This is a genomic window from Oceanisphaera psychrotolerans (genome assembly GCF_001870485.1).
Taxonomy (GTDB): domain Bacteria; phylum Pseudomonadota; class Gammaproteobacteria; order Enterobacterales; family Aeromonadaceae; genus Oceanimonas; species Oceanimonas psychrotolerans.
This window is the reverse complement of record NZ_MDKE01000026.1, coordinates 15,367-38,110: the sequence shown is the minus strand read 5'-3', so window position 1 is coordinate 38,110 and position 22,744 is coordinate 15,367. Positions and strand designations below refer to the sequence as shown.

14 protein-coding genes and 2 pseudogenes are annotated in these 22,744 nt (G+C 59.8%); 6 read left to right on the top strand and 10 right to left on the bottom strand.

Annotated features, from left to right (window positions below):
• The first annotated feature begins 414 nt into the window (after positions 1-414).
• Positions 415-2,183: pseudogene (gene recJ, locus BFR47_RS10565) on the top strand (single-stranded-DNA-specific exonuclease RecJ).
• A gap of 64 nt (positions 2,184-2,247) precedes the next feature.
• Here the strand turns inward: recJ and BFR47_RS10560 are convergent.
• A complete protein-coding gene (locus tag BFR47_RS10560) occupies positions 2,248-4,128 on the bottom strand; it encodes a methyl-accepting chemotaxis protein (protein WP_071473036.1) in 1,881 nt (626 codons plus the stop codon).
• A gap of 198 nt (positions 4,129-4,326) precedes the next feature.
• Here BFR47_RS10560 and prfB point away from each other — a divergent pair.
• Both prfB and lysS read left to right on the top strand, forming a co-directional pair.
• A protein-coding gene (prfB, locus tag BFR47_RS10555) for a peptide chain release factor 2 (RefSeq protein WP_139215157.1) occupies positions 4,327-5,425 on the top strand; the annotation gives its coding sequence in 2 pieces (ribosomal slippage) (positions 4,327-4,401 and positions 4,403-5,425; 1,098 coding nt in all).
• A 247-nt stretch (positions 5,426-5,672) separates the two neighbouring features.
• Positions 5,673-7,157 carry a lysine--tRNA ligase gene (gene lysS / locus BFR47_RS10550; protein ID WP_071473034.1) on the top strand — a complete coding sequence of 495 codons (1,485 nt, stop codon included), beginning with the start codon at positions 5,673-5,675 and terminating at the stop codon, positions 7,155-7,157.
• A 72-nt stretch (positions 7,158-7,229) separates the two neighbouring features.
• Here the strand turns inward: lysS and BFR47_RS10545 are convergent, their stop codons facing one another.
• Positions 7,230-8,927: a BCCT family transporter gene (locus BFR47_RS10545; RefSeq protein ID WP_245748887.1), complete on the bottom strand. Its 1,698-nt coding sequence runs from the start codon at positions 8,925-8,927 to the stop codon at positions 7,230-7,232.
• 297 nt (positions 8,928-9,224) lie between these two features.
• Here BFR47_RS10545 and BFR47_RS10540 point away from each other — a divergent pair, with 297 nt between their 5' ends.
• Complete coding sequence (locus tag BFR47_RS10540; RefSeq protein ID WP_245748886.1) at positions 9,225-10,502, top strand: dicarboxylate/amino acid:cation symporter; 1,278 nt, start codon at positions 9,225-9,227, stop codon at positions 10,500-10,502.
• Positions 10,503-10,635: 133 nt separating this feature from the next.
• On the opposite strand, the gene BFR47_RS10535 is transcribed toward BFR47_RS10540, so the two are convergent.
• The 8 genes and pseudogenes from BFR47_RS10535 to doeA all read right to left on the bottom strand — a co-directional run bounded on the left by BFR47_RS10535 (position 10,636) and on the right by doeA (position 19,680).
• Positions 10,636-11,445 (bottom strand): maleate cis-trans isomerase family protein, encoded by an 810-nt coding sequence (locus tag BFR47_RS10535; RefSeq protein ID WP_245748885.1) that lies wholly within the window; start codon positions 11,443-11,445, stop codon positions 10,636-10,638.
• A gap of 77 nt (positions 11,446-11,522) precedes the next feature.
• Entirely contained in the window at positions 11,523-12,467 is a 945-nt protein-coding gene (locus BFR47_RS10530; RefSeq protein ID WP_071473030.1) for a cyclodeaminase, read from the bottom strand.
• An 88-nt stretch (positions 12,468-12,555) separates the two neighbouring features.
• Positions 12,556-13,547, bottom strand: a pseudogene (gene eutB / locus BFR47_RS10525) (hydroxyectoine utilization dehydratase EutB).
• A 113-nt stretch (positions 13,548-13,660) separates the two neighbouring features.
• Positions 13,661-15,067, bottom strand: a complete 1,407-nt coding sequence (locus tag BFR47_RS10520) for an aspartate aminotransferase family protein (protein ID WP_071473029.1) — start codon at positions 15,065-15,067, stop codon at positions 13,661-13,663.
• Positions 15,068-15,123: 56 nt separating this feature from the next.
• Positions 15,124-16,641: an NAD-dependent succinate-semialdehyde dehydrogenase gene (locus BFR47_RS10515; RefSeq protein ID WP_071473041.1), complete on the bottom strand. Its 1,518-nt coding sequence runs from the start codon at positions 16,639-16,641 to the stop codon at positions 15,124-15,126.
• Positions 16,642-16,826: 185 nt separating this feature from the next.
• On the bottom strand, positions 16,827-17,306 hold the full coding sequence (locus BFR47_RS10510) for an Lrp/AsnC family transcriptional regulator (RefSeq protein WP_071473040.1): 480 nt from the start codon (positions 17,304-17,306) through the stop codon (positions 16,827-16,829).
• 179 nt (positions 17,307-17,485) lie between these two features.
• Entirely contained in the window at positions 17,486-18,487 is a 1,002-nt protein-coding gene (gene doeB, locus BFR47_RS10505; RefSeq protein WP_071473028.1) for a N(2)-acetyl-L-2,4-diaminobutanoate deacetylase DoeB, read from the bottom strand.
• A gap of 5 nt (positions 18,488-18,492) precedes the next feature.
• The gene (gene doeA / locus BFR47_RS10500; RefSeq protein ID WP_071473027.1) at positions 18,493-19,680 is read right to left on the bottom strand and encodes an ectoine hydrolase DoeA; all 1,188 of its coding nucleotides are present in this window, start codon (positions 19,678-19,680) and stop codon (positions 18,493-18,495) included.
• A 465-nt stretch (positions 19,681-20,145) separates the two neighbouring features.
• Between doeA and ehuR the strand changes: the two genes are divergently transcribed.
• Both ehuR and dctP read left to right on the top strand, forming a co-directional pair.
• Positions 20,146-21,510 (top strand): MocR-like ectoine utilization transcription factor EhuR, encoded by a 1,365-nt coding sequence (gene ehuR, locus BFR47_RS10495; RefSeq protein WP_217645525.1) that lies wholly within the window; start codon positions 20,146-20,148, stop codon positions 21,508-21,510.
• 201 nt (positions 21,511-21,711) lie between these two features.
• Positions 21,712-22,731: a TRAP transporter substrate-binding protein DctP gene (gene dctP / locus BFR47_RS10490; RefSeq protein ID WP_071473026.1), complete on the top strand. Its 1,020-nt coding sequence runs from the start codon at positions 21,712-21,714 to the stop codon at positions 22,729-22,731.
• The last annotated feature ends 13 nt before the right edge of the window (positions 22,732-22,744 follow it).

Below are 22,744 nucleotides of genomic sequence, written 5' to 3'. Positions count from 1 at the left end.
CCAAATATGGCGCATCGCGACGCCGGTTACACAAGAGGTGTCCATCTCATCATCCTTGGGGGCTCAGCCGCGCCATCCCTGGCGCGGATGGTCGGCTGAGCAGATCCCTTTGTCTCCCTTGAATCTCCGGGCGTCACCTGTTGGTGATGCCAGCAGCTAACTCGGGCGTCAAGAAGAGGTAACAGGGATTGCCTCAGCCGACCGTCACATGCCATGGATGGCATGTGCTGAGCGTTACATGGACGTACTTGAAGCGTGTCGGAGGAGGCAACTCTGTTGCCTCTTCGGCGTCAAAGCTATCGATATAAACAGGTGAGCCCTTTGTCCGACGCTGAGCGCCAACCCCGTCGGAGATTGCAAATCCACCCCGGCGCGGTTAGTGTTGGCGGCCTGTTTAAAAAACAAGTCATCCCCATGTCTGTTACCAAAAGCGGCACCCAAAACGCCACCGACTCTGCCCGTTCCCGACTCCCCATTCGTCGACGTGACACCGTACCTCATCAGCTGCCGGCCGACTTGTCGCCCATATTGCAGCGGCTCTATGCCAGCCGGGGTCTGGTGCGGCCCGAGCAGCTCAATCTGCAGGCCGGTGCCCTGCTCAAGCCCGGCTTCAAGGGAATGGCGGAGGCGGTGATGCTGCTGGAGCAGGCTCTGGCCGCGCAGCGCAACATATTGATAGTGGGCGACTTCGATTGTGACGGCGCCACCAGTTCGGCGTTGATGGTGCATGGCCTGCGTGCCATGGGGGCCCAGAAGGTCAATTATCTGGTGCCGAACCGTTTCGATTACGGCTATGGTCTCAGCCCGCAGGTGGTGGAAGAGGCGGTCGGACTGGGTGCCGAGCTGCTGATCACGGTGGATAACGGCATCTCCAGTATTGCCGGGGTGGCGGCGGCCAAGGCGGCGGGCATGCAGGTGATCGTGACCGATCACCATCTGCCGGGCGAAGAAGTGCCCGACGCCGACGCCATCGTCAACCCCAACCAGCATGGTTGTGACTTTCCCTCCAAGAATCTGGCCGGGGTCGGGGTCGCCTTTTACCTGTTGCTGGCGCTGCGTGCCGCCCTGACCGAGCATGGCTGGTTCCGGAAACTGGATATCACGGCACCCAATATGGGGGAGTATCTGGATCTGGTGGCGCTGGGCACGGTAGCGGATGTGGTGGCGCTGGATGAAAACAACCGGGTGCTGGTGCATCAGGGTCTGCAACGGATGCGGGCGGGGCGACTGCGGCCCGGCATCCAGGCGCTGATCGATATCTCCGGGCGCAATCAGCAGCGACTGGTGGCGACGGATCTCGCTTTGCCCTGGGGCCCCGGCTCAATGCGGTGGGCCGGCTCGACGACATGTCGATGGGAGTGGCCTGTCTGCTCAGCGACAATCTGGATGAGGCCCGCAAGCTGGCGGCGATGATGGACGAGCTCAACCGGGAGCGCAAGGCCATCGAGGCCAGCATGCAGCATGAAGCACTGGCCAGCCTGGCCAGGATACGCATCAGCGATGGCGAGCTGCCATCGGGTCTGGTGCTGCATCAGGATGACTGGCATCAGGGGGTGGTGGGGCTGGTGGCCTCGCGCATCAAGGAACGCTACTTCCGCCCGGTGATCGCCTTCGCCGAGGCCGGCGACGACGAACTGAAAGGCTCGGGCCGCTCGATTCCCGGCCTGCACCTGCGCGATCTGCTGGAAACCATCAACAGCCGTCATCCTGGGCTGATCACCAAGTTCGGTGGTCATGCCATGGCGGCGGGACTGTCGCTGACCAAGGCGGCGCTGGCGCCGTTCAAGGCGGCGTTCGAGCAAGTGGTGGACGAGTGGGTCAGCCCCGAGTTGCTGGCCGGCGAGATACTGAGTGATGGCGAACTGGCGGTGAGCGAGCTGACGCTGGAACTGGCCGAGCAGCTGCGTTTCGCCGGCCCCTGGGGCCAGGCCTTTCCCGATCCCCTGTTCGACGGTGAATTCCGTATCGTGCAGCAGCGACTGGTAGGCGAAAAGCACCTCAAACTGGTGCTGAGCCCGGACGAGGGACACACCGTCATTGATGCCATTGCCTTCAATGTGGATTTAAGTGTCTGGCCCAACGCCGCCATTCAGCGGGTGCAGCTGGCCTACAAGCTGGATGTGAACGAGTGGCGGGGAAAACGACAGCTGCAACTGATGGTGGAGCAGCTGGCGGCGTTGTAACAGCAACCCCCTGGGGGGGAAGACGTGAGGAGGAAAATTACTCCTCACGCCTCCATTGCCATGGTTACAAGGTAAAGGCGCTGACCAGGCCGTTCAGTTCACCGGCCTGCCTGTGCAGATCTTTCGATTGTTCCAGCGACTGCTCGGCGTCGTTGGCCAGTTCGTCGGCCACGTCCTTGATGGTGGTGGTGTTCTGGGTGATTTCACCGGTCACCTGACTCTGCTCTTCGGCGGCGGTGGCAATCTGGCTGGCCATGTCCGAAATCAGCCCTACGGCGGCGGTGATCTCGGCCAGCGCCTCGGCGGCGGCCTCCGCATCTTCCACACTCAGCTCGGCGAGGTTGCGGCTGGTATCCATCAGCTGTACCGCCTCGGCAGTGGCCTGTTGCAGGGTGCTGATGGTGTCCTGAATTTCCTCGGTAGAAGCATGAGTACGCTGAGACAGTACCCGCACCTCATCGGCCACCACCGCAAAGCCACGGCCCTGCTCGCCGGCCCGGGCGGCCTCGATGGCGGCATTCAGTGCCAGCAGGTTGGTCTGCTCGGCGATGCCCTGGATGGTGGACAGCACGCTGGAGATCTCCTTGGCATGCTGGTCCAGACGCAGGATCACCGAGGCCGCCTGGGTCATTTCCCTAGACAGCGATTGAATGGAATCCCGGGTCTTGTGTACCTGCTGCTTGCCCTGTTCGGTGCTGGCGCTGGACTGCTGGGCGGCGGTGGCGGTCTGTTCGGCGTTATTGGCGATTTCATGGGTGGCCGACGCCATTTCGGTCACCGCGGTGGCGACCATGGTCACTTCCTGCTGCTGACGGCCCAGTTCGGTCACGGTCTGATTGGCCCGCACCGTGGCCTGTTCGGCATTGCTGCCCAGAGACTCGGCCTGATTGCGGATCTGGCGGATCAGTTCGGCCTGACTGGCGACGAAGCGGTTGAAGTTGCCGGCAAGCTGGCCGACTTCATCCCGGCTTTGTACGTCGATGCGGCGGGTCAGATCGCCCCGGCCACCGGCAATTTGCTCGAGTGCGACAGAGACGCGCAGCAGAGGGGCCAGCAGCAGTTGTATCAGCAGGCTGATCAGCACAGCGGCGACGATGATAACCAGAGTGGCGGTGCCCAGTTGTTGTGCCAGCAAGGGGGCGAGAGGGGCTTCCAGTGCATTCTTGTCGAGCACCAGCAGCAACTGCCAGTCACTGTTGGGCACATCACGGGCGTAAACCAGCTTGTCTTCGCCGTTCAGTTGCACCGGGTGCAGCCGTGGTTCCTGGCGCCATTGCTGCAGATTGCGGGTCGACAGGTTCGGGTCCAGCCTGGTGGCCGGTTGCAGGCTCAAGGAGGCGTCCCGGTAGGCGAGCAGGGTACCGTCCTTGCTCAGCATCATGGCATAGCCCTTGGCCGGCAGCCGGACGGCGTTGATATCGTTAACCAGTCTGGTAATGGGCACATCGGCGCCGATAACGCCGGTCATCCGGCCATTGGAGTGTACCGGCGCCGCCAGGGTGACGACGGTGACCTCGTAGGTGACGTCTTCATAGGGCGGGGTAACAATTGCCTTGTTTTCCTGTACCGCCTGCTTGTACCAGGGGCGGCTGCGGGGGTCGTAGCCGGTACGATCGAGGCTGGCATCGGCATCGTGCATCACGCCCTCGGTGGTACCGAAGTAGGTCAGCTGAAATCCGGCCGCTTCATGGGCCTGTTGCAGTGCCGGCCGCGGTACATCGCCGAGCTGTCGAGCCGCCGCCGCCAGCATCTGCTGACGGCTGTCGAGCCAGGTGGCTATTTTTTCTGCTTCTTTCTGTCCCAGACCGGATACCAGTTCTTCACTGCTCTCATACAGCTGGGTTTTCATGTCCTGGAAGCTGATGGCACTGATGGCGGCGACGGTAATAATAATGGCAGCGATAAAACTCAACAGAATCTTGTGCTTTAATTTCAATTTATTCATTTTTTATATGTTGTCATAGGTCGGGCTATCAATATCGACCGCCAGCATTAAAAGTTTAACTGAAATTTAGTACGGTGACTTCGCCGAAATGTGTTCACTCCTTGCTGCGTTTAGCCCCGGCTTTCGGTAGAATCGTTGCCCTGATTTTGGCGTTTCGCCAAACACACTCACTCAGTACAACAGAGAGTCTGTCGACCCATGTTTGAAGTAAACCCTGTGTACAACAAACTCAAGGAGCTGGCTGAACGGGCCGAGCTTCTTAGGGGGTACCTTTGACTATGATGCCAAGAAAGAGCGTCTGGAAGAGGTAAATGCCGAGCTGGAACAGCCGGATGTGTGGAACCAGCCCGAGCGTGCCCAGGCACTGGGTAAGGAAAGATCCAGTCTGGATACGGTGATCAGCACCCTGGACGCCCTGGCCCTGGGCATCGAAGACATCGGTGGCCTGGTGGAACTGGCGGTCGAGGAAGAGGATGAAGATACCTTCATCGAAGCCCAGACCGAGCTGGATACCCTGGACAAACGGCTGGCGGATCTGGAGTTTCGCCGCATGTTCTCCGGCGAGCATGATGCCTCCGATTGCTATCTGGATCTGCAGTCCGGCTCCGGTGGTACCGAAGCTCAGGACTGGTGCAACATGGTGTTGCGCATGTATCTGCGCTGGGGCGAGTCCCGCGGCTTCAAGACCGAGATCATCGAACTGTCCGAGGGTGAAGTGGCCGGCATCAAGTCCGCCACCGTCAAGTTCACCGGCGAGTATGCCTTCGGCTGGCTGCGTACCGAATCCGGCGTTCACCGTCTGGTGCGCAAGTCGCCGTTCGATTCCGGCGGCCGCCGCCATACTTCTTTCTGCTCCGCCTTCGTTTATCCGGAAGTCGACGACGATATCGAAATCGAAATCAATCCGTCGGATCTGCGGGTCGATACCTACCGCGCCTCCGGTGCCGGTGGTCAGCACGTTAACCGGACCGACTCGGCGGTGCGTATCACCCACGAGCCGACCGGTATAGTGGTGCAGTGTCAGAACGACCGTTCCCAGCACAAGAACCGCGATCAGGCGATGAAGCAGCTGAAAGCCAAGCTGTACGAGTTCGAGCTGCAGAAGCAGAATGCCGAAAAGCAGGCGATGGAAGACAGCAAGTCCGATATCGGCTGGGGCAGCCAGATCCGCTCCTACGTGCTGGACGATGCCCGCATCAAGGATTTGCGTACCGGAGTCGAGACCCGCAATACCCAGTCGGTGCTGGATGGCGACCTGGACAAGTTTATCGAGGCCAGCCTCAAGTCCGGGCTGTAATTTTTCTGCACCACTCAGCCAGAGGCGGAGAGCCGACTGAGCCAACCGTCGATGGCAAGGATGCCATCGTTAAGCATACAGGGGCGAGCTTAGCTCGCGTGTACCGAGCTGTTGGCCCGACCGAATACCCAGTGGGCATTCGCAGCGGGGCAACAGCGAAGGTGGCAATAATATGCTGCGAGTTGGCGTGCCGGTCTTCGCCTCTGGCGGGTAAAGGGCGAAAACAAGATTCAAACAAGGCTTAATCATGACAGAGCAGCTACAAGACGAGAACAAATTGATCGCCGAGCGCCGCGCCAAGCTCGACCAGATCCGCCAGGATTGCCCGGCCAACGGTCACCCCAACGATTTTCAGCGTGAGCACCTGGCCGCCGACCTGCAGGCCGAATTTGGCGAGCACGACAAGGACGCCCTGGTCGCCCTGGGCAAAACCGTGTCCGTGGCCGGCCGCATCATGGCCAAGCGTGGCCCCTTCCTGGCACTGCAGGACATGTCCGGCCGCATTCAGGCCTATGCCACCAAGGAAGCCCAGCAGATCATCAAGGATCGGTATGCCGGTCTGGATATCGGCGACATCGTCGGCGTGACCGGCGTGCTGCACAAGTCCGGCAAGGGCGACCTCTACGTCAACATGGATCAATTCCAGCTGCTGACCAAGGCGCTGCGTCCGCTGCCCGAGAAGTTCCACGGCCTGTCCGATCAGGAAACCCGCTACCGCCAGCGGTATCTGGATCTGATCACCAACGAGGATTCGCGTCGTACCTTCCAGGTGCGTTCGCAGGTGATGGCGGCCATTCGCCAGTTCATGAACGGCCACGGCTTCATGGAAGTGGAAACGCCCATGATGCAGGTGATCCCGGGTGGCGCTTCGGCCCGTCCCTTCATCACCCATCACAATGCCCTCGACATGGACATGTACCTGCGTATCGCCCCCGAGCTGTACCTGAAGCGGCTGGTAGTGGGTGGTTTCGAGAAGGTATTCGAGATCAACCGTAACTTCCGCAACGAAGGGCTGTCGCCACGCCATAACCCCGAATTCACCATGATGGAATTCTACTGGGCCTATGCGGACTACCGGGATCTGATGGATTTCACCGAAGAGATGCTGCGTACCGTCACCACTCAGGTGCTGGGCAGCGCCGAGGTGAAATACGGCGAGGAAGTGTTCGACTTCGGCAAGCCGTTCGAACGCCTGAGCATGAAAAATGCCATCCTCAAGTACAACCCGGAAGTGACCCTGGACCAGTTGGCTACTTATGAGACCGCCTGTGAAGTGGCCAAGGATCTGAAGATCAAGGTCGAGAAGTCCTGGGGCCTGGGTCGGGTGATCACCGAGATCTTCGAAGAAACCGCCGAACATCGTCTGATCCAGCCGACCTTCATCACCGAGTATCCGGAAGAAGTGTCGCCGCTGGCGCGTCGCAACGACCAGGATCCGAGCATCACCGATCGCTTCGAGTTCTTCATCGGTGGCCGCGAAATTGCCAACGGTTTCTCGGAGCTGAACGACGCCGAAGATCAGGCCCAGCGCTTCCGTGACCAAGTCGATCAGAAGGACGCGGGCGACGACGAAGCCATGTTCTACGACGAAGATTACGTGACGTCGCTGGAGCACGGTCTGCCGCCGACCGCCGGCCAGGGTATCGGCATCGACCGCCTGGTGATGCTGCTGACCGACTCCCACACCATTCGTGACGTGATCCTGTTCCCGACCCTGCGCCCGCAGCGTTAAATTCAGGTTTTTCATGTGCTTAAAAAGCCGGTCTATATGACCGGCTTTTTCTTTCCCGTTAGCTAATACCGCTTACAGTCGTGACGGATGGCTGTCCGGGTCACCTTCTTCGTGGGGCTTGTCGTCATGGGATACACCATGATGCTCCGTGTCCGGGGTTTCCCAGCTGCCCTCTTCGGTCCAGGGATCGTCTTCCGGAAACGCCTCTATATGGATCTCCTTTACTTCGTAGTCGGGCTGGTAGCGCAGGTCGTAATGGGCCGCCCGGACGATCGAAATACAGAGCAGCAGGGCAACCAGCAACAGCGGAACCCCGCCGATCACGCTGGCCGTCTGCAGGGTCTGGAGCCCGCCGAGAAACATCAGCACGATCGGCATCACCGACAGGGCGAAGGCCCAGAACAGCCGGTTCCAGCGTACCGGCTCTTCGTCGACTTCCTTCTGCACCACGGCGGCGAGAATATAGGAGATGGAGTCGAAGGTGGTGGCGGTGAAGATCAGCGCCAGCAGGGTAAACACAAAGATCACTAGATAACTCAGGGGCAGGGTGCCGAGCATGGCGAAAATGGCCGCGGTCGGGCTGTCGTTGTTGAGGATGGAGATCACATCCAGGGTACCGGACAACTGCAGATAGACGCCGTAATTGCCGAGTACCATGAAGAAGGCGAAGCAGCCCAGGGTGCCGAAGAAGATGGAGCCTGCCACCATGGTCTTGATGGTGCGCCCGCGGGAAATGCGGGCGATGAAGAGCCCGACGCTGGGGGCGAACACCAGCCACCAGGCCCAGTAGAAAATGGTCCAGTCCTGGGGGAAGTGGGTATCCTTGAAGTCGGCAAACTGGGCGAAGGGCTCGGTCCAGCTGGCCATGTGCACCAGGTTGTCCAGCACGCGGCCGAGCGCATCCAGCCCCGTATTGGCCATAAACAGGGTCGGTCCGGCCAGAAATACGAACAGCAACAGGGCCAGAGCCAGCCAGAAGTTGATGTCGGAGAGCAGTCGGATCCCTTTTTTCAGACCCACGAAGGCGCTGTAGCCAAAGATCGAGGTGCATACCAGCAGCACGATGATCTGGGTGGTCAGGTTTTTTGGCACGCCGAACAGCACATGCACCCCTTCGTTGATCAGCGGGGCGGCCAGCCCCAGAGAGGTGGCACCGCCGCCGAGCATGCCGAAGATGAACAGCACGTCGACCAGCTTGCCGAGACCGCCACGGGCATGTTTTTCGCCAAACACCGGCATCAGCGCTTCGCTTATCTTCAGTACGCTGTGGTTGCGGACATAGTAGAAGTAGGCGATCGGCAGCGCCGGAATCAGGTAGATGGACCAGGCCAGGGGGCCCCAGTGAAAAATACCGTAGGCCACGGCCCAGCGGGCGGCCTCGACCGTTCCGCCCTCTATCTGGAACGGAGGAGCCTGGAAGTAGTAGACCCACTCGATCATCGACCAGTAGAGAATGGAGGCGCCGATACCGGAACAGAACAGCATCGCCGCCCAGGAAAGGGTCGAAAATTCGGGATTCTCCTCCGCTTCTCCCAGTTTTATCTGGCCGATCTCGCTGAAGATGATGTAGACCATGAAGCCGCCGGCGCCCAGGCCCAGCATCAGGTACAGGATCCCCAGCTTGTCGGTGACAAAAGTCTTGGCCGCCAGCACCCAGGTTTCTCCGGTTTCGGGAAACAGGATTAGCGGGACCGTGACCGCGAATAATAGAAACAAAGCCCCGAAAAACGTGGGCTTGTCGATGACTTGCCACCCGGTATGAGTACTCAAAGTCGCTCTCCCTGCCTGATGTAGATGCCTTGGCATGATTATAAGGTCAATCCTGCGGGCCCGCGAATCGATGGTGTTCGACTACCTGGGCCGAGAAACCGTGCCTCGCCTTACTCAACCTTTTCTACAAACCTTAAAACTTTGTGAGGGTTCTCACGCTGTGGGTTATTTATTTGGATATCTGGTTGCCGAACTGTTTTTTAAATGTAAAATTCCGCACCTTGCAATCTGGCCAGTTTACTTGTCTATAAAAATGACCAATGGCAGATCAATCGTTCAGGTTTTGCTGAGGAATACATGATGAAAGGTTCTCTCTCTACCCGCATCTTCGTCGGCCTTTTTGCCGGTTTGATCATCGGGAGCACGATCCAGTATCTGTTCTCTGGAGTCTCGTTTTTAAACGGCAACGTCGTGAGTCTGGCCGAAGGGCTGGGTGGCATGTTTGTGTCACTGATCAAGCTGATGGTGGTGCCTCTGGTCTATATCTCCATCGTGACCGGCATCTGCGAACTGCGGGATATCGCCAGTTTCGGCCGGCTCGGCAGCAAGACCTTCGGGCTCTACATTATCAACACCATGCTGTCTATCGCCGCCGCCATTCTGGTCGGGGTGATGTTCCAGCCTGGCATGGGCGCTACCCTGCCACACGGTGCCAGCGGTGCGGTTGAACTGAGCACCACCGAAACTCCGGATATCGGCGCCATGCTGATCGGCATCGTACCCAGCAACCCGGTCCAGGCTTTTGCCTCCGGCGACATGCTGCAGATTATCTTCATGGCGATTATTACCGGCCTGGCCATTCAGGCCATGGGCAGCGCCGCCGCGCCGGCGATGCGTACCTTCCGGGTGGCCAATCAGGTGATGATGAAGCTGGTCGGTCTGGTGATGACCCTGGCTCCTTACGGCGTGTTCGCGCTGATGGTCAGCCTGGGCGCGACCCTTGAAGCGAACACCCTGATGTCGGTAGCCGGTTATGTGGGCATGGTAGTGCTGGTGCTGGTGTTCTGGATTCTGGTGGTCTATCCGATGGCGGTGTGGTTGACGACCGGTGTCAAGCCGGGCGAGTTCCGCAAGGCCACCCGTGAGCAGCTGCTGTTCTCGCTGTCTACCGCCAGTTCCAATGCCACCATTCCGGTGACCATGCGTACCCTGACCGAGAAGCTGGGTGTGTCCCGCGCCATCGCCGGCTTTGGCGTGCCGCTGGGTGCCACCATCAACATGTCCGGTTCCGCCATTTATATCACCCTGGCCGCGATGTTTGCCGCCAACATCTCCGGTACGCCGATCCCGACCGGTGATCTGCTGACCGTGGGCGTGACCGTGCTGCTGATGTCCGTTGGCGTGGGCGGTGTACCCGGCGGTGCCGTGGTCATGGCCGGCGTGCTGCTGCACCAGATGGGTCTGCCGATTGAAGCCATGGCCATCATCATGGCAGTGGACCGCATCAACGACATGTTCTGCACCGCGTCCAACGTGGTCGGTGATACCGCCGTCAATACCATAGTGGCGAAGATGGAAGGTAATCCCGAGGCACTGGACGATACCGCCGGCCTGCAAGCCGAACAGAAAGCCTAGACCGCAAGCCGAAACAACCGCCACATTCAGTTCAATGTGTTGTGACTGAATGATGTGACGGATTGTGGAGATGAGAACGGCCCTGCCTTGGGGCCGTTTTCTTTTTTAGGGCAGGATATCACTCGTCGCCCGCTCAAGCCTGGTGGCGCGTTTTTTGGGAATGCGGGCCGGGGCGCAGCAGCCGACCGGCCCCGGCAATGTCTGGTTGCTGACCGGCCAGCTGCAGCGCATGCCAGAGTAGGGCCTGATTGGAAGAAACCATGGGCAGGCCGAAGCGTTGTTCCAGTTGCTCCAGTACCCTGGCCGCACGCAGGTTGGTGCAGGAGAAAAAGACGCCCTCGGCCTGGCCGTCAGCCAGCAGTCTGGCGGTTGCCTCGATGATGGAGTCGGTATGGATGGCGGGAATGTCGGTGTCCAGCGTCAGGCCGAAGGCACCGAAGGCAACCACCTCGAAACCGGCCTGTTGCAGCATCCGGTACAGGGGCCGGTTCACCCCGGTATTATAGGGTGTCAGCACCGCCAGCCGGCGAACGCCCAGATGGCGCAGGGCCGTAATACTGGCAAGCCAGGGGTTGGTGGCAGGAATTCCCGGACGGGTTCGGGTCAGTCGCTCGGCCACGCCTTCATCGCCGATCAGCATGCTGGCGGCAGTACAGCCGAAGGCCATCACATCCAGTGGCAACCCCGGTGCCACCAGCTCGGCGGCACCGGCAATATGGTCGCCGGTCGCCCTGAGCGAGTCGGGGGTCATCACGCTGTCATAGGGCATGCGGGTGCTGTAGATCTCTACGCCCGGACCAGCCAGCCGGTGCCAGTCGTTTTCCAGGGTGTAATCGGTGGCCAGTTGCACCAGGCCGATACGGATCGAAGCCTGGCGTGGTGCCGTGGTAAAGGGGCAGGCCTGTTCCAGGGTGGCAAAAAGGTCGTGGGGGTGGTTCATCATGCGTATCCTTGCGCAATCACGGCCGAACAGGATCGGCCATCCGTTAATGCTGTTTTTTTATTCCCGACCCATGCCGCTTAGCCTGCCAGGCGGGCGGCGGTGTAGTCGGCGATGGCGGTATCCTGTACCCCGGTGCCGCTCAGATCGCAGACGGTGATCTGCGCCGGGCTGGTGCGGGGTTGCATATGTTCGGCAATCAGGGTGCCCAGCTCCAGTACCGGCCCGGTAAAGTCACCGGGGAAGTGATGCAGTTCGCCGATGGTTTCCGACTGGCTGCGTCGGTCAACCACCAGGACATCGGCGTTGGCCAGTATTGCCGGTTCCAGTTCCTGCTTGTGGCTGTTGTCCGAGCCCATTGCGGTGACATGGGTGCCGGGACGCAGGTCCTGCCAGTGCAGTACCGGGCTGGACGCCGGGGTGGTGGTCACCACGATATCGGCCTGCGCACAGGCCGACGCCGCGCTCGGGTGCATGGTGACCGGCAGGCCGTATTTCTGCTCCATCAGCTCCTGATAGGCTTCCATCCTGTCGGCGTTGCGGGCAAACACATGCACTTCCCGGATGGGGCGAACCAGCCCGAGGGCGGCGACCTGCAGTTCGGCCTGCAGGCCGGCGCCGATCACGGCAACGGATCTGCTATCCTCCCGGGACAGGTGCCTGGCGGCGATGGCACCGGCCAGAGCGGTACGGATATCGGTGAGATAACCCTCGTCGAACAGCACCGAGTCCACCATGCCGGTTTTTGCCGAAAACAGGACCATCAGGCCATTGAGGCTGGGCAGGCCCAGCTTGGGGTTGTCGAAGAAGCCGGGGCTGATCTTGATGGCAAACCTGTCCTTGCCGCGGATATGGGCGGTCTTGACGTCCACCTCGCCGTTGCTCTCGCTGATGTTCATGCTCAGCACCGGCGGCATGGTGACCTCGCCTCGGCCCAGGGCGGCGAAGCCGGCCTCGACCGCTGCCAGGGCATCTTCTGTCAGGCCGGTGACGGCGGTGATCTGCTCTCTGTTGTATATCTTCATGGTACTGCTCCAAAGCTGAATTGGGCAGGCCAGGGCCGGAAGCCGGATACGGGGGCGGCGGCTGGCCTGCGCCTCACATTCTGTCCTGTCAGCGTGCCTTCGCCGCCAGCGCACGCGCCTTGTCGAAGGTTTCCAGCGCCACATTGTGGCCGCTGACCACAAACACCACCTTCTTGCCGCGCACATCCAGCCGGTGCTGCTCGATGGCGGCCACGCCGACCACGGCCGCGCCTTCCACCAGCATCTTTTCCTGCTCGACAAAATGCACCATGGCGCGGGCAATGGCGGCTTCGTCCACCAGATAGGATTGATCCATCACCCGACGCAACACCTCGAAACTGTATCGATTGTGCAGTCCTATGCCGCCGCCCAGGCTGTCGGCGAAGGCTCGTGCTCGGTCACCTGTACCGGCTTGCCGGCCTTGAGGCTTTCGACCATGGCCGCGCCCCGGTCCATGGACACGCCAATCAGTTCGACGACAGGGTTGACGCCCTTGACGGCGATGCCGATGCCACCGGCCAGGCCGCCACCGGACAAGCCGGCAAAGATGGTGTCTACATCCGGCAGATCTTCCAGAATTTCCAGGCCTATGGTGCCCTGGCCGGCAATAATATCCGGGTGATCGAAGGGCGGCAGATAGGTCATGCCCTGCTCCTCGACCAGCCGCAGGGCCTCGACTTCGGCCTGATCCTGGGAATCGCCGATAATGCGCACCTCTGCACCCAGCGCCCTGATGGCATCGACCTTGTTGGGCGGCACCAGCCGGGACATGCAGATAATGGTGTTAACACCGAGCTTTTTGCCGGCATAGGCGATGGCCCGACCGTGGTTGCCGGTGGAGCAGGTGACCACGCCAGCTTGGCGCTGCTCTGGCGTCAGCCTGCTCATGGCAAAGGTGGCACCGCGCAGCTTGAAGGCACCGATGGGTTGCAGGGTTTCCAGTTTGAGCCAGGCTTCGCATTCGAAGCGACGGGACAGGGATTCGGAGCGAACCAGGGGAGTACGGACCACCTGGCCCAGCAGTGCCTGCCGGGCCAGATAAACCTGGTGAAGATCGGGGGTGGAATGGGTTGCTGGCATCCTTTGCCTCTTTCTTGGTGTGCTGTTACCGCAAAAGCCAGGATCGATGCGATCCTGGCCTGTTTATTGCGATTTTTTATTGCAATATTGTCACCGGAGCGACAGGCTTCGCCTTATTTGGCGTTCCAGTCGCCGCTGCTGATCAGCTTGTCGGTGACCTTGTTCACGGCCCGGACGGTCCGCTCTACGATATCGTCCACTTCATTGCGGGTGACCACCAGCGGCGGGGCAAAGCCCAGGATGTCGCCGTGGGGCATGGCGCGGGCGATCAGGCCCTGCTCCAGACAGGCGGCGGCGATTTGCGGACCCACCTTGAGGTTGGGATCGAAGTGCTCGCGTTTGGCCTTGTTGCTGGAGAACTCCAGGGCGTGCAGCAGGCCCACACCGCGGCTCTCGCCCACCAGCGGGTGATCGGCAAAGCTTTCACGCATGCGCTGCTGCAGATAGGCGCCGGTGTCACGGGCATTACCCACCAGGTTCTCGCGCGCGATGATGTCCAGATTGCACAGGGCAGAGGCGGCGCCGATGGGGTGACCCGAGTAGGTGTAGCCATGACCGATGGCGCCCCACTGATCGGTACCCTGCTCCAGCACGCTCCACACCTTCTCGCCCACGATCACGCCGGACAGCGGCTGGTAGGCGGAGGTCAGGCCCTTGGCCACGGTGATCAGATCCGGCTTCATGTCGTAGTGGATGGAGCCGAAGTCGGAACCCAGGCGACCGAAGCCACAGACCACTTCGTCGGCGATCAGCAGGATGTCGTACTTGTCCAGTACCTTGCGGATCTCGGCCCAGTAGCCCTCGGGTGGCGGCACTATGCCACCGGTGCCCAGTACCGGCTCACCGATCATGGCGGCGACCGTATCCGGACCTTCGGCCAGGATCATCTCTTCCAGCTTGGCGGCGCAGTATTTGGAGAATTCCAGCTCGCTCATGTTGTCGTCTTCACGACGGTAGTAAACCGGCGCTATGGTGTGCTTGATGCGCTCCAGCGGCAGGTCGAAATGGGCATGGAACAGCGGCAGGCCGGTCATGGAGCCGGAGGCGATGCTGGAACCGTGGTAGCCGCGATCCCGTGAGATCACCTTTTTCTTCTGGGGCAGGCCACGGGCATTGTTGTAGTACCACACCAGCTTGAGCTGGGTTTCGTTGGCATCACTGCCGGACATGCCGTAGTACACCTTGCTCATGCCGGCGGGGGCCATCTTGATGATGCGGTCGGACAGCTCGATCAGCGCCTCGTTGGTGTGGCCCACATAGGTGTGGTAGTAGGCCAGCTTCTTGGCCTGTTCGTAGATGGCTTCGGCCATTTCGGTGCGACCATAGCCGATGTTCACGCAATACAGGCCGGCGAAGGCATCCACCAGCTCCACGCCTTCGGAATCCTGGATACGAATACCCTGGGCGCCGGTGATGATGCGGCCGCCGATGTCCCCATTGGCATATTGCTTGAGGTGGGTTGAGGCATGGAATACGGTATTGCGGTCTATTTCGAGCAATTTTCTGGTATCGATGGTCATGGTCGTTACTCCTGCATTAATGCGATCAGTTGCTGTGATGTTTGTTCGGCCCGGGCTCAGCTACCGCTGACAGTGGGCATGGCACCCAGGCAGTAATATTTGATCTGGCTGTATTCGTCGAAACCGTGGCGGCTACCTTCCCGGCCCAGTCCCGACTGCTTGACGCCGCCGAAGGGGATGCCGTGGCCGGTCATTTTCACCGAGTTGACCGACACCATGCCGAACTCCAGGCCGCGCATCAGCTGCCAGATATGACGAATATCGTGGCCGTAGACATAGGCGGCGAGACCGTACTCGGTATCGTTGGCCTGGGGGATCAGCTCATCGATGCTGTCATAGGGCAGCACCCCGGCCACCGGACAGAAATTTTCCTCGCGGAACACCTTCATCTGCGGCGTCACGTCGGCCAGCAGGGTGGGCATGAAGAAATTGGGACCAGGCGCCTGGCTCTGGTCGCCGGCAATCAGCCGGGCGCCTTTGGCGATGGCGTCGTCGACGATTTCTTGGGCCTTGCTCACCGCCTGACGGAAGATCAGCGGGCCCATGGTGACGCCGTCATCGAAACCGTTGCCGACCTTGATGCTGGCCATCTCGGCGGCGAAGGCCTCGAGGAAAGCCTCGTACCTGGCACGCGGCACGAAGATGCGGTTGGCGGCCAGGCAGTCTTGCCCGGCGGTCTGGAATTTGGCATCCACCGCCGCCCTGGCGGCCGCCGCTATGTCCATGTCGGGCAGGACGATAAAGGGCGCGTTGCCACCCAGCTCCATGGAGCATTTCTTGACGGTGGCGGCGGCCTGTTCCAGCAGCAGCTTGCCGACCCGGGTCGAGCCGGTGAAGGACAGGGCTTTTACCTTGTCGGACTGGCACAATACGCTGCAGACTTCGGCACCATCGCCGGTGATCACGTTGTAGACGCCGGCCGGGAAGCCGGCCCGCTCGGCCAGCTCGGCCAGCGCCAGGGCCGAGAACGGGGTCTCGTTGGCCGGCTTGACCAGCACGGTACAGCCGATGGCGAGAGCCGCGGCGGCCTTGCGGGTGATCATCGCACTGGGGAAGTTCCAGGGCGTGATTAGCGCCGCGACCCCGATGGGTTCGCGCAGGGTGGCCAGCTGGGCGTTGGGGATATGGCTGGGAATGGTTTCGCCGTAGGCGCGGCGGCCTTCTTCCGCAAACCAGCGGATGAAGGAGGCGCCGTAATCGACTTCGCCGCGGGCGTCACTCAGTGACTTGCCCTGCTCCAGCACCATCAGGATGGCCAGGTCTTCCTTGTGTTCCAGGATCAGATCGTGCCAGCGCATCAGGATAGCAGCCCGCTCGTCGGCCATCAGGGCACGCCAGGCCGGAAAGGCCTGATCGGCGACATCGATGGCATGACTGATCTGCAGTGGCTGCAGCTGGGTGCAGTGGCCGATGATGTCATCGGTGGCCGGATTGAGCACGGCGACATCGCTGTTGCCATTGACCCATTTTCCGTTGACGTAAGCCAGCTCGCGTACCAGCCGGGGATCCTTGAGGTAAGGCATGATGGCTTCGGTGACTTTGCTGTCGGATATTGGTTTGAGGGAAAGGCTCATAAACACCACCAGTTGCATTGTGTGAGTACGGGTTGTTGCTATGAGGTCATTCTAGAGGGGCGGGCGGGGAGATACTTTTTGTTGCCACGTTTTTAATGGCGTGATCTTTCTTATAACAGGGGTGAAAAAAACGGTTTTTTTCTGGGGGAGGGCGAGTGGCCGGGTAGCTTCATCGCCGCTCCCGGTTATGCCAGGACGGAGGGGGAGAATTCCAGTTTGGATACTTGCTGCTTGATGGTCTTGGTGACGATATAGGTAAAGTAGCGCTCGATGCCGAGCTCCGACTCCAGCCAGCTGTCGATCAGTCGCTGGTACTGATCGATGCCGTCGCACATGACCCGCAGAATATAATCCACGCCGCCGCCGGTGGCGTAGCAGTCCACGACTTCCTCGCAGCGGAGCATGGCCTGCTCGAAACGGTGAAAGGCCTCGGCGCTGTGCTGCTTGAGGCTGACTTCAACCAGTACCGGCGAGCGCCTGAACAGAATTTCGCTATTGATGCGGGCGCCGTAGCCCTGGATGATACCCGCATCTTCCAGCCGTTTTACCCGTTCCCAGCAGGGACTGATCGAGAGGCTGATGGCCTCGGCCAGGCCGGATTTGGTGATGCGTCCCTGCTGGTGCAGGATATGCAGAATTTTGATGTCGTAGCGATCCAGTCGCATGCTTGCCACCTGCCTGATTATGGTGAAAGTGATGAATTCGGAATGCAAAAGGCTACCAGTTGTCACCAGTAGCCATTTTAAATCAAATAGTTATCTTGTTCTTATGATGGTCATTACCGTACCAGATCCCCGGCCGGAGGGGCAACGCCACCGCGGTGTGTGAGGTGGCTCGCCTTACTTTACGCATTCATTTCGATGGCCAGTACCGCGAAGGTGTCACCGATATCCACCAGCGCCGGATGACGTCGGCCGGCCAGGATCCCATCTCGCCTGGCGCGGTATTCTACCGGTGGTTGCCCGGTGCGTTCCAGCGTGTGAATGCGGGCCACCAGATCCCCTTTTTTCAGTTCATCGCCGAGCGAGACGCACAGTTCCAGCAGGCCCTTGTGCTCACTCATCATATAGCAGGAACCGTCGGGCATATCCAGTAGCCGTGGCGGGGTGTCGGGCAACTGATAATCGCCTCGGGTAATGCCGGCGAACAGCAGGAAATTATGTACCCCCCGATCGGCCAGGGCGATGCTCTCGGGAGTGCTGGTGCCGCCGCCACACAGTTCGGTGGTGACGAATACCTTGCCCTGGGATTCCACCGCGGTGTCGTACAGGGAGGCGGTGTCCAGTTCGAACATCACCACCACGTTGGGGGTACCGAACAGCCTGGCGCCTTCGATGCAGGCGGCTTCCTGGCCCGGGTTCGGCAGCCGGTGAGCGGCGGAAAAGGGAATGAAGTCCAGGGTTCTGCCACCGGAGTGAATGTCGAGGGCGTAGTCGCACAACGGCACCAGATAGCGGCTGAAATAGTCGGCGATACGCTCGGTCATGCTGCCCGCCGGGTGGCCGGGGAAACTGCGGTTCATGTTGCCCTGATCGATGGGGGACGTACGGCTGCCATTTTGTACGGCCGGGTAATTCATCGCCGGGATGATGATCACCCTGCCCTGTATCTGCTCCGGTTCCAGATTGTTGGCCAGCTTGAGCAGGGCGGTGATGCCCTCGTACTCGTCTCCATGGTTGCCACCGGTCAGCAGGGCGGTAGGGCCGGTGCCGTTTTTCACGACCGTTACCGGGATCATGATGCAGCCCCAGGCGGAATGATCGCTGGAGTAGGGTAGCTTCAGAAAGCCATGCTGCTTGCCGTCCTGCTCAAAGTCCAGCGTGGCGGAGATGGTGGTTTCCTGCATGTCTGTTACCTCTTCACAAACAGTTGGCGCGGATAGTTGCACAGGGTTTCTACGCCGCTCTCGGTGATTACGATACTTTCGGTGGTTTCCATGCCCCAGTTATCCAGCCATAGCCCCGGCATGAAGTGGAAGGTCATGCCCGGTTCCAGTATGGTCTGATCGGTATTACGCAGGCTCATGGTGCGCTCGCCCCAGTCCGGCGGATAGCTCAACCCGATGGGGTAGCCACAGCGGGCGCCTTCCCGGTCGAAGCCGAACTCCGCCAGGGTGGAGTTGAGGGCGTCGGCAATATCGGCGCAGCGGTTGCCGGGTTTGGCGGCAGCCAGGCCCGCTTCCAATCCCATGTTGAGGGCCTCTTCGGCGCGCAGGAACTCATCGCTGGGCTGTCCCAGATAGATGGTGCGCGACATGGGGCAATGATAGCGCCGGTGGCAGCCGGCAATTTCGAAGAAGGTGCCTTCGTTATTGTTGAAGGGGCGCTCGTCCCAGGTCAGGTGCGGCGCAGAGGCGTCCTTGCCGGAGGGCAGCATGGGCACGATGGCCGGATAATCGCCGTAATGGCCATCATGCCCTTCCATCGCGACCCGGTATATTTCGGCCACCAGCCGGTTCTTGGGCAGACCGGGCTCGATCATGTCGAAGGCGGCCTGATGCATGTTTTCCACGATACGTGCGGCGATACGCATGTATCTGAGTTCCGTCTCGGACTTGACCGCCCGACACCAGTTGACCAGTGCGGTGGCGTCCACCAGTTTGGCATCGGGCAGGTTTTCCAGCAACGCCAGATAGGCGGTAGGGCTGAAGTAGTAGTTATCCATCTCGATGCCGATGTTGCCGTAGGCCCAGTCGCGGGGCTTGAGGATCTGGTTGGCCAGATATTCCATGGCATGCAGCGGCGGGTTCATCACATAATGATCCGGGTACCAGGTAATATTCTCTTCCTGCAGATAGACTGTCCGTTTGGCGCCGTTAGAATCCATCTGTCGGCCGTACCAGATGGGCTCGCCGCTCATGCCGACCACCACCACCTGAGGGGTGTAGAAGGACCAGCCGTCATAGCCGGTTATCCAGGCGATATTGGACGGATCATGCACGATCAGGGTCTGGATTTCGTGCCGGTCCATGGCGGCACGCACTTTGGCCAGGCGCTGCTGGTATTCCTCGATAGAGAAATTAGGGACATGGTTATGCATATAAAGTATCTCTGTAGCTGATGATCAAGACCGCCAACCCCTGCCGGCCCGGAGGCAAGCAGTCGGTGTTGGACTGTGGTGTTGCTTGTGGGGGTTAGCGGTTGAGCCCGCGGCAGGCAGCCGCAGACTCAACCGCTAATCAGCGATCGAGCCGGTGCTGGCCTTGCGTTCGAGGGAACCAGGAGATATGCGTCAGCATCCGTGGCAGAGCGGCGTCCGGATGAAGCTGGATGGTGTTCAGGCTGTGTTTGTCCATGAGTATTATCTCGTCAGGCCCGTAAGCCGATAGCGCCTAGGTAGTACAATTAGTCCCTTTAATCATGACAATCCTCCGAAAGACTGGATTGACGGTGATCATTGTCCTAACGTGTTGCTGCTTTTATCAGTACACACCAGCATATTTATTCATGTCAATAAGATTATTGAACTATGACAATTAGCATTGAACTTTTACTGAACACGGAAATGCCCAAGTATCTGGCCATTGCGAAGGCGCTGGAGGAGGCGATTGCCCGCGGAGAATTACTGCCCGGTAGCCGTTTACCAACCCACCGAATGCTGGCCGAGCAGTTAGGGGTCAGCGTACAAACGGTCAGCAATGCCTATGCCCACGCGGAGAAACTGGGCCTGATTTCGGCCTGCGTCGGCAGTGGCACTTTTGTCAGCGATTACGGTGCCGACAAGAAAACCAAGCTGATGCTGATCGACGACAAGGACACCGAGGGCCGGGTCATCGACCTGTCTATCGCACACCCCATCTGTACCCCTGAACTCAGTCGGTTGTTTGGGGAAGCTCTGGTGCGGATCGGTCAGGGCAATACCGAGCATTTAATCCGGCACATGCGGCCGGTACAGGGGCAGCGGCCGCACCTGGAGGCGGCCGCTCAGTGGCTCGGGTTGCAGAAGATTCCGGTGGAACCGGAGCGGATCCTGCTCTGCAACGGGGCGTCCCATGGCCTGATGCTGGCAATGGGCGCCCTGTTGCAGCCCGGGGATCTGGTGGCCTGCGAAGAGCTGGTGGATCACGGCCTGATCGCCCGTTCGCGTATGCTCAATGTCCGATTATGTGGTCTGGCGACCGATCGGGAAGGGATTATTCCCGCTGCGCTGGAAGATGCCTGCCGCAAGAAGAAAATCAAGGTGTTGTGTTGCACCCCCAGCATGAGCAACCCGTCGAGCAGTCATATGAGCCTGGAGCGGCGTCAGGCGATCGCCGAGCTGGTACGGCATTATCAGCTGATGGTGATCGAGGACGATGTTTACGGTGCCCTGGAACCGGAGCGCCTGCCGCCCCTGTCCAGCCTGTTGCCGGATCAGGCATTTTACGTGACCAGCCTGACCAAGACGGTGGCTCCGGGTCTGCGCTGCGGCTTTGTGGTGGTGCCGCGGCACTTGCTGCAGCATTCGCTGGCTCAGCTGGCGGCATCGAGCTGGATGGCCACGCCACTGGGATTTGAGGTCACCAGCCAGTGGATTCTGAATGGCACCCTGGCCCGGCTGATTGAATATCAGCAACAGGAATTTGCGGCCAGACAGCAGCTGGCCAGGGAGATACTGGCCGGGTTCGAATACGACAGCCATCCGAACGGCATGCATCTGTGGTTGCAGTTGCCCCCGGGCTGGGGGGGCGAAGAGCTGCTGGGCTCGGCGCGTCAGGCCAATATACTGATTACCGGTTACCAGCCCTTTGTGGTGGATGCAGAATGCAAACCGGGTCGGGTACGCCTCAGCCTGGGTTGCGAAAGCAGTCGCTCCCGGCTCAGGCGTGGGCTGCAGTTTTTGGCCGATATGCTGAACGCCCCCCCTCCGCCTACACATTTTCTGTTGTGAAGGCGAATAACAGAAGAAGTCGTCACTCTGGTGTCGTTTACACAAAAAAAAGTTCCGGCATTGTCCGGTACAGTAACGCTGTCATGGCATCGTTACGATGAATCTTCAGGAAGCATCGTAGCTGGATTCATCGAACTGAGCGCTCGATGAGCGACATGAATCTTTTTTTATGTGGAATCGACCATCAGAGGGATTACTGATATGAGCAAGCAAGCACTGGGCATGACCTTCCGTCTTTCTGCCGTGGCGCTGGCGCTGGCAGCTGTGCCGGCGAGTGCCGCTAACTGGAAATATGCGATTGAAGAAAGCCTGAACGAAGTTCAGGGGGTGTATGCCACCAAGTTCAAGGACGTAATCGAAGCCAACTCGGCTCACAAAGTGCAGATTTATCCCTTCGGTACCCTAGGGGAGTCGGTGGATGTCATGGAGCAGGCTCAGGCGGGAATTCTGCAGTTTGTCGATCAGTCTCCCGGCTTTACCGGCAGCCTGATCCCCGAGGCGCAGGTTTTTCTGATGCCGTACGTGCTGCCCGAGAAGCCGAGCGAACTCGACTACTTTTTCAAGCACTCCAAGGTGATCAACGAGCATTTTCCCCAACTGTATGCCGACAAGGGGCTGGAGCTGCTGAGCATGTTCCCGGAAGGTCGGGTACATATCACTACCCAGAAGCCCTTTACCTCGCCCGAGGAACTGAATGGGGTCAAGATCCGGGTAATGACCTCGCCATTGCTGGTGGAAACCTACAAGTCGTTTGGTGCCGTCCCCACTCCGCTGCCCTGGGGGGAGGTGTTTGGTGCCTTGCAGACCAAGATGATTCAGGGCCAGGAAAACCCGATGTTCTACATCGAATCCACCAAGACGTATGAAGTAACCGACGTCATTACCGATATCGGCCATAACATCTTTACCACCGCGGTCATGGCCAATAAAGCCTTCTATGACGGCTTGTCCGAACAGGATCAGATGCTGATCCAGAAGGCAACGGCCGAGGCGACCGACTATATCCTGCAATACCGGGAAGGTCTGGAAAATGACTCTATCGCCAAGATAAATGCGGCAAAACCGGACATGCAGTTTGTTTCCCTCGACGAGCAACAGCGGGAGCTGTTCCGTACCGCTTCTGCGCCGGTCAAGGAGCGCTTTGTCGCCATGACCGGCGACTCCGGTAAAGCGGTGCTCGATCAGATGAGTGCGGATCTGCTGGAAGCAACAGGCAAGTAACGGCACAGGTGGT

What these genes read in the sequence shown, in the direction of transcription:
- doeB (WP_071473028.1), bottom strand. Translation starts at nt 18,487, where the DNA reads ATGCAGGAAACCACCATCTCCGCCACGCTGGACTTTGAGCAGGACGGC.
- BFR47_RS10520 (WP_071473029.1), bottom strand. Translation starts at nt 15,067, where the DNA reads ATGACCATCGATACCAGAAAATTGCTCGAAATAGACCGCAATACCGTA.
- BFR47_RS10535 (WP_245748885.1), bottom strand. Translation starts at nt 11,445, where the DNA reads ATGATGAACCACCCCCACGACCTTTTTGCCACCCTGGAACAGGCCTGC.
- BFR47_RS10540 (WP_245748886.1), top strand. Translation starts at nt 9,225, where the DNA reads ATGATGAAAGGTTCTCTCTCTACCCGCATCTTCGTCGGCCTTTTTGCC.
- ehuR (WP_217645525.1), top strand. Translation starts at nt 20,146, where the DNA reads ATGCCCAAGTATCTGGCCATTGCGAAGGCGCTGGAGGAGGCGATTGCC.
- BFR47_RS10560 (WP_071473036.1), bottom strand. Translation starts at nt 4,128, where the DNA reads ATGAATAAATTGAAATTAAAGCACAAGATTCTGTTGAGTTTTATCGCT.
- lysS (WP_071473034.1), top strand. Translation starts at nt 5,673, where the DNA reads ATGACAGAGCAGCTACAAGACGAGAACAAATTGATCGCCGAGCGCCGC.
- BFR47_RS10530 (WP_071473030.1), bottom strand. Translation starts at nt 12,467, where the DNA reads ATGAAGATATACAACAGAGAGCAGATCACCGCCGTCACCGGCCTGACA.
- dctP (WP_071473026.1), top strand. Translation starts at nt 21,712, where the DNA reads ATGAGCAAGCAAGCACTGGGCATGACCTTCCGTCTTTCTGCCGTGGCG.
- BFR47_RS10510 (WP_071473040.1), bottom strand. Translation starts at nt 17,306, where the DNA reads ATGCGACTGGATCGCTACGACATCAAAATTCTGCATATCCTGCACCAG.
- doeA (WP_071473027.1), bottom strand. Translation starts at nt 19,680, where the DNA reads ATGCATAACCATGTCCCTAATTTCTCTATCGAGGAATACCAGCAGCGC.
- BFR47_RS10515 (WP_071473041.1), bottom strand. Translation starts at nt 16,641, where the DNA reads ATGAGCCTTTCCCTCAAACCAATATCCGACAGCAAAGTCACCGAAGCC.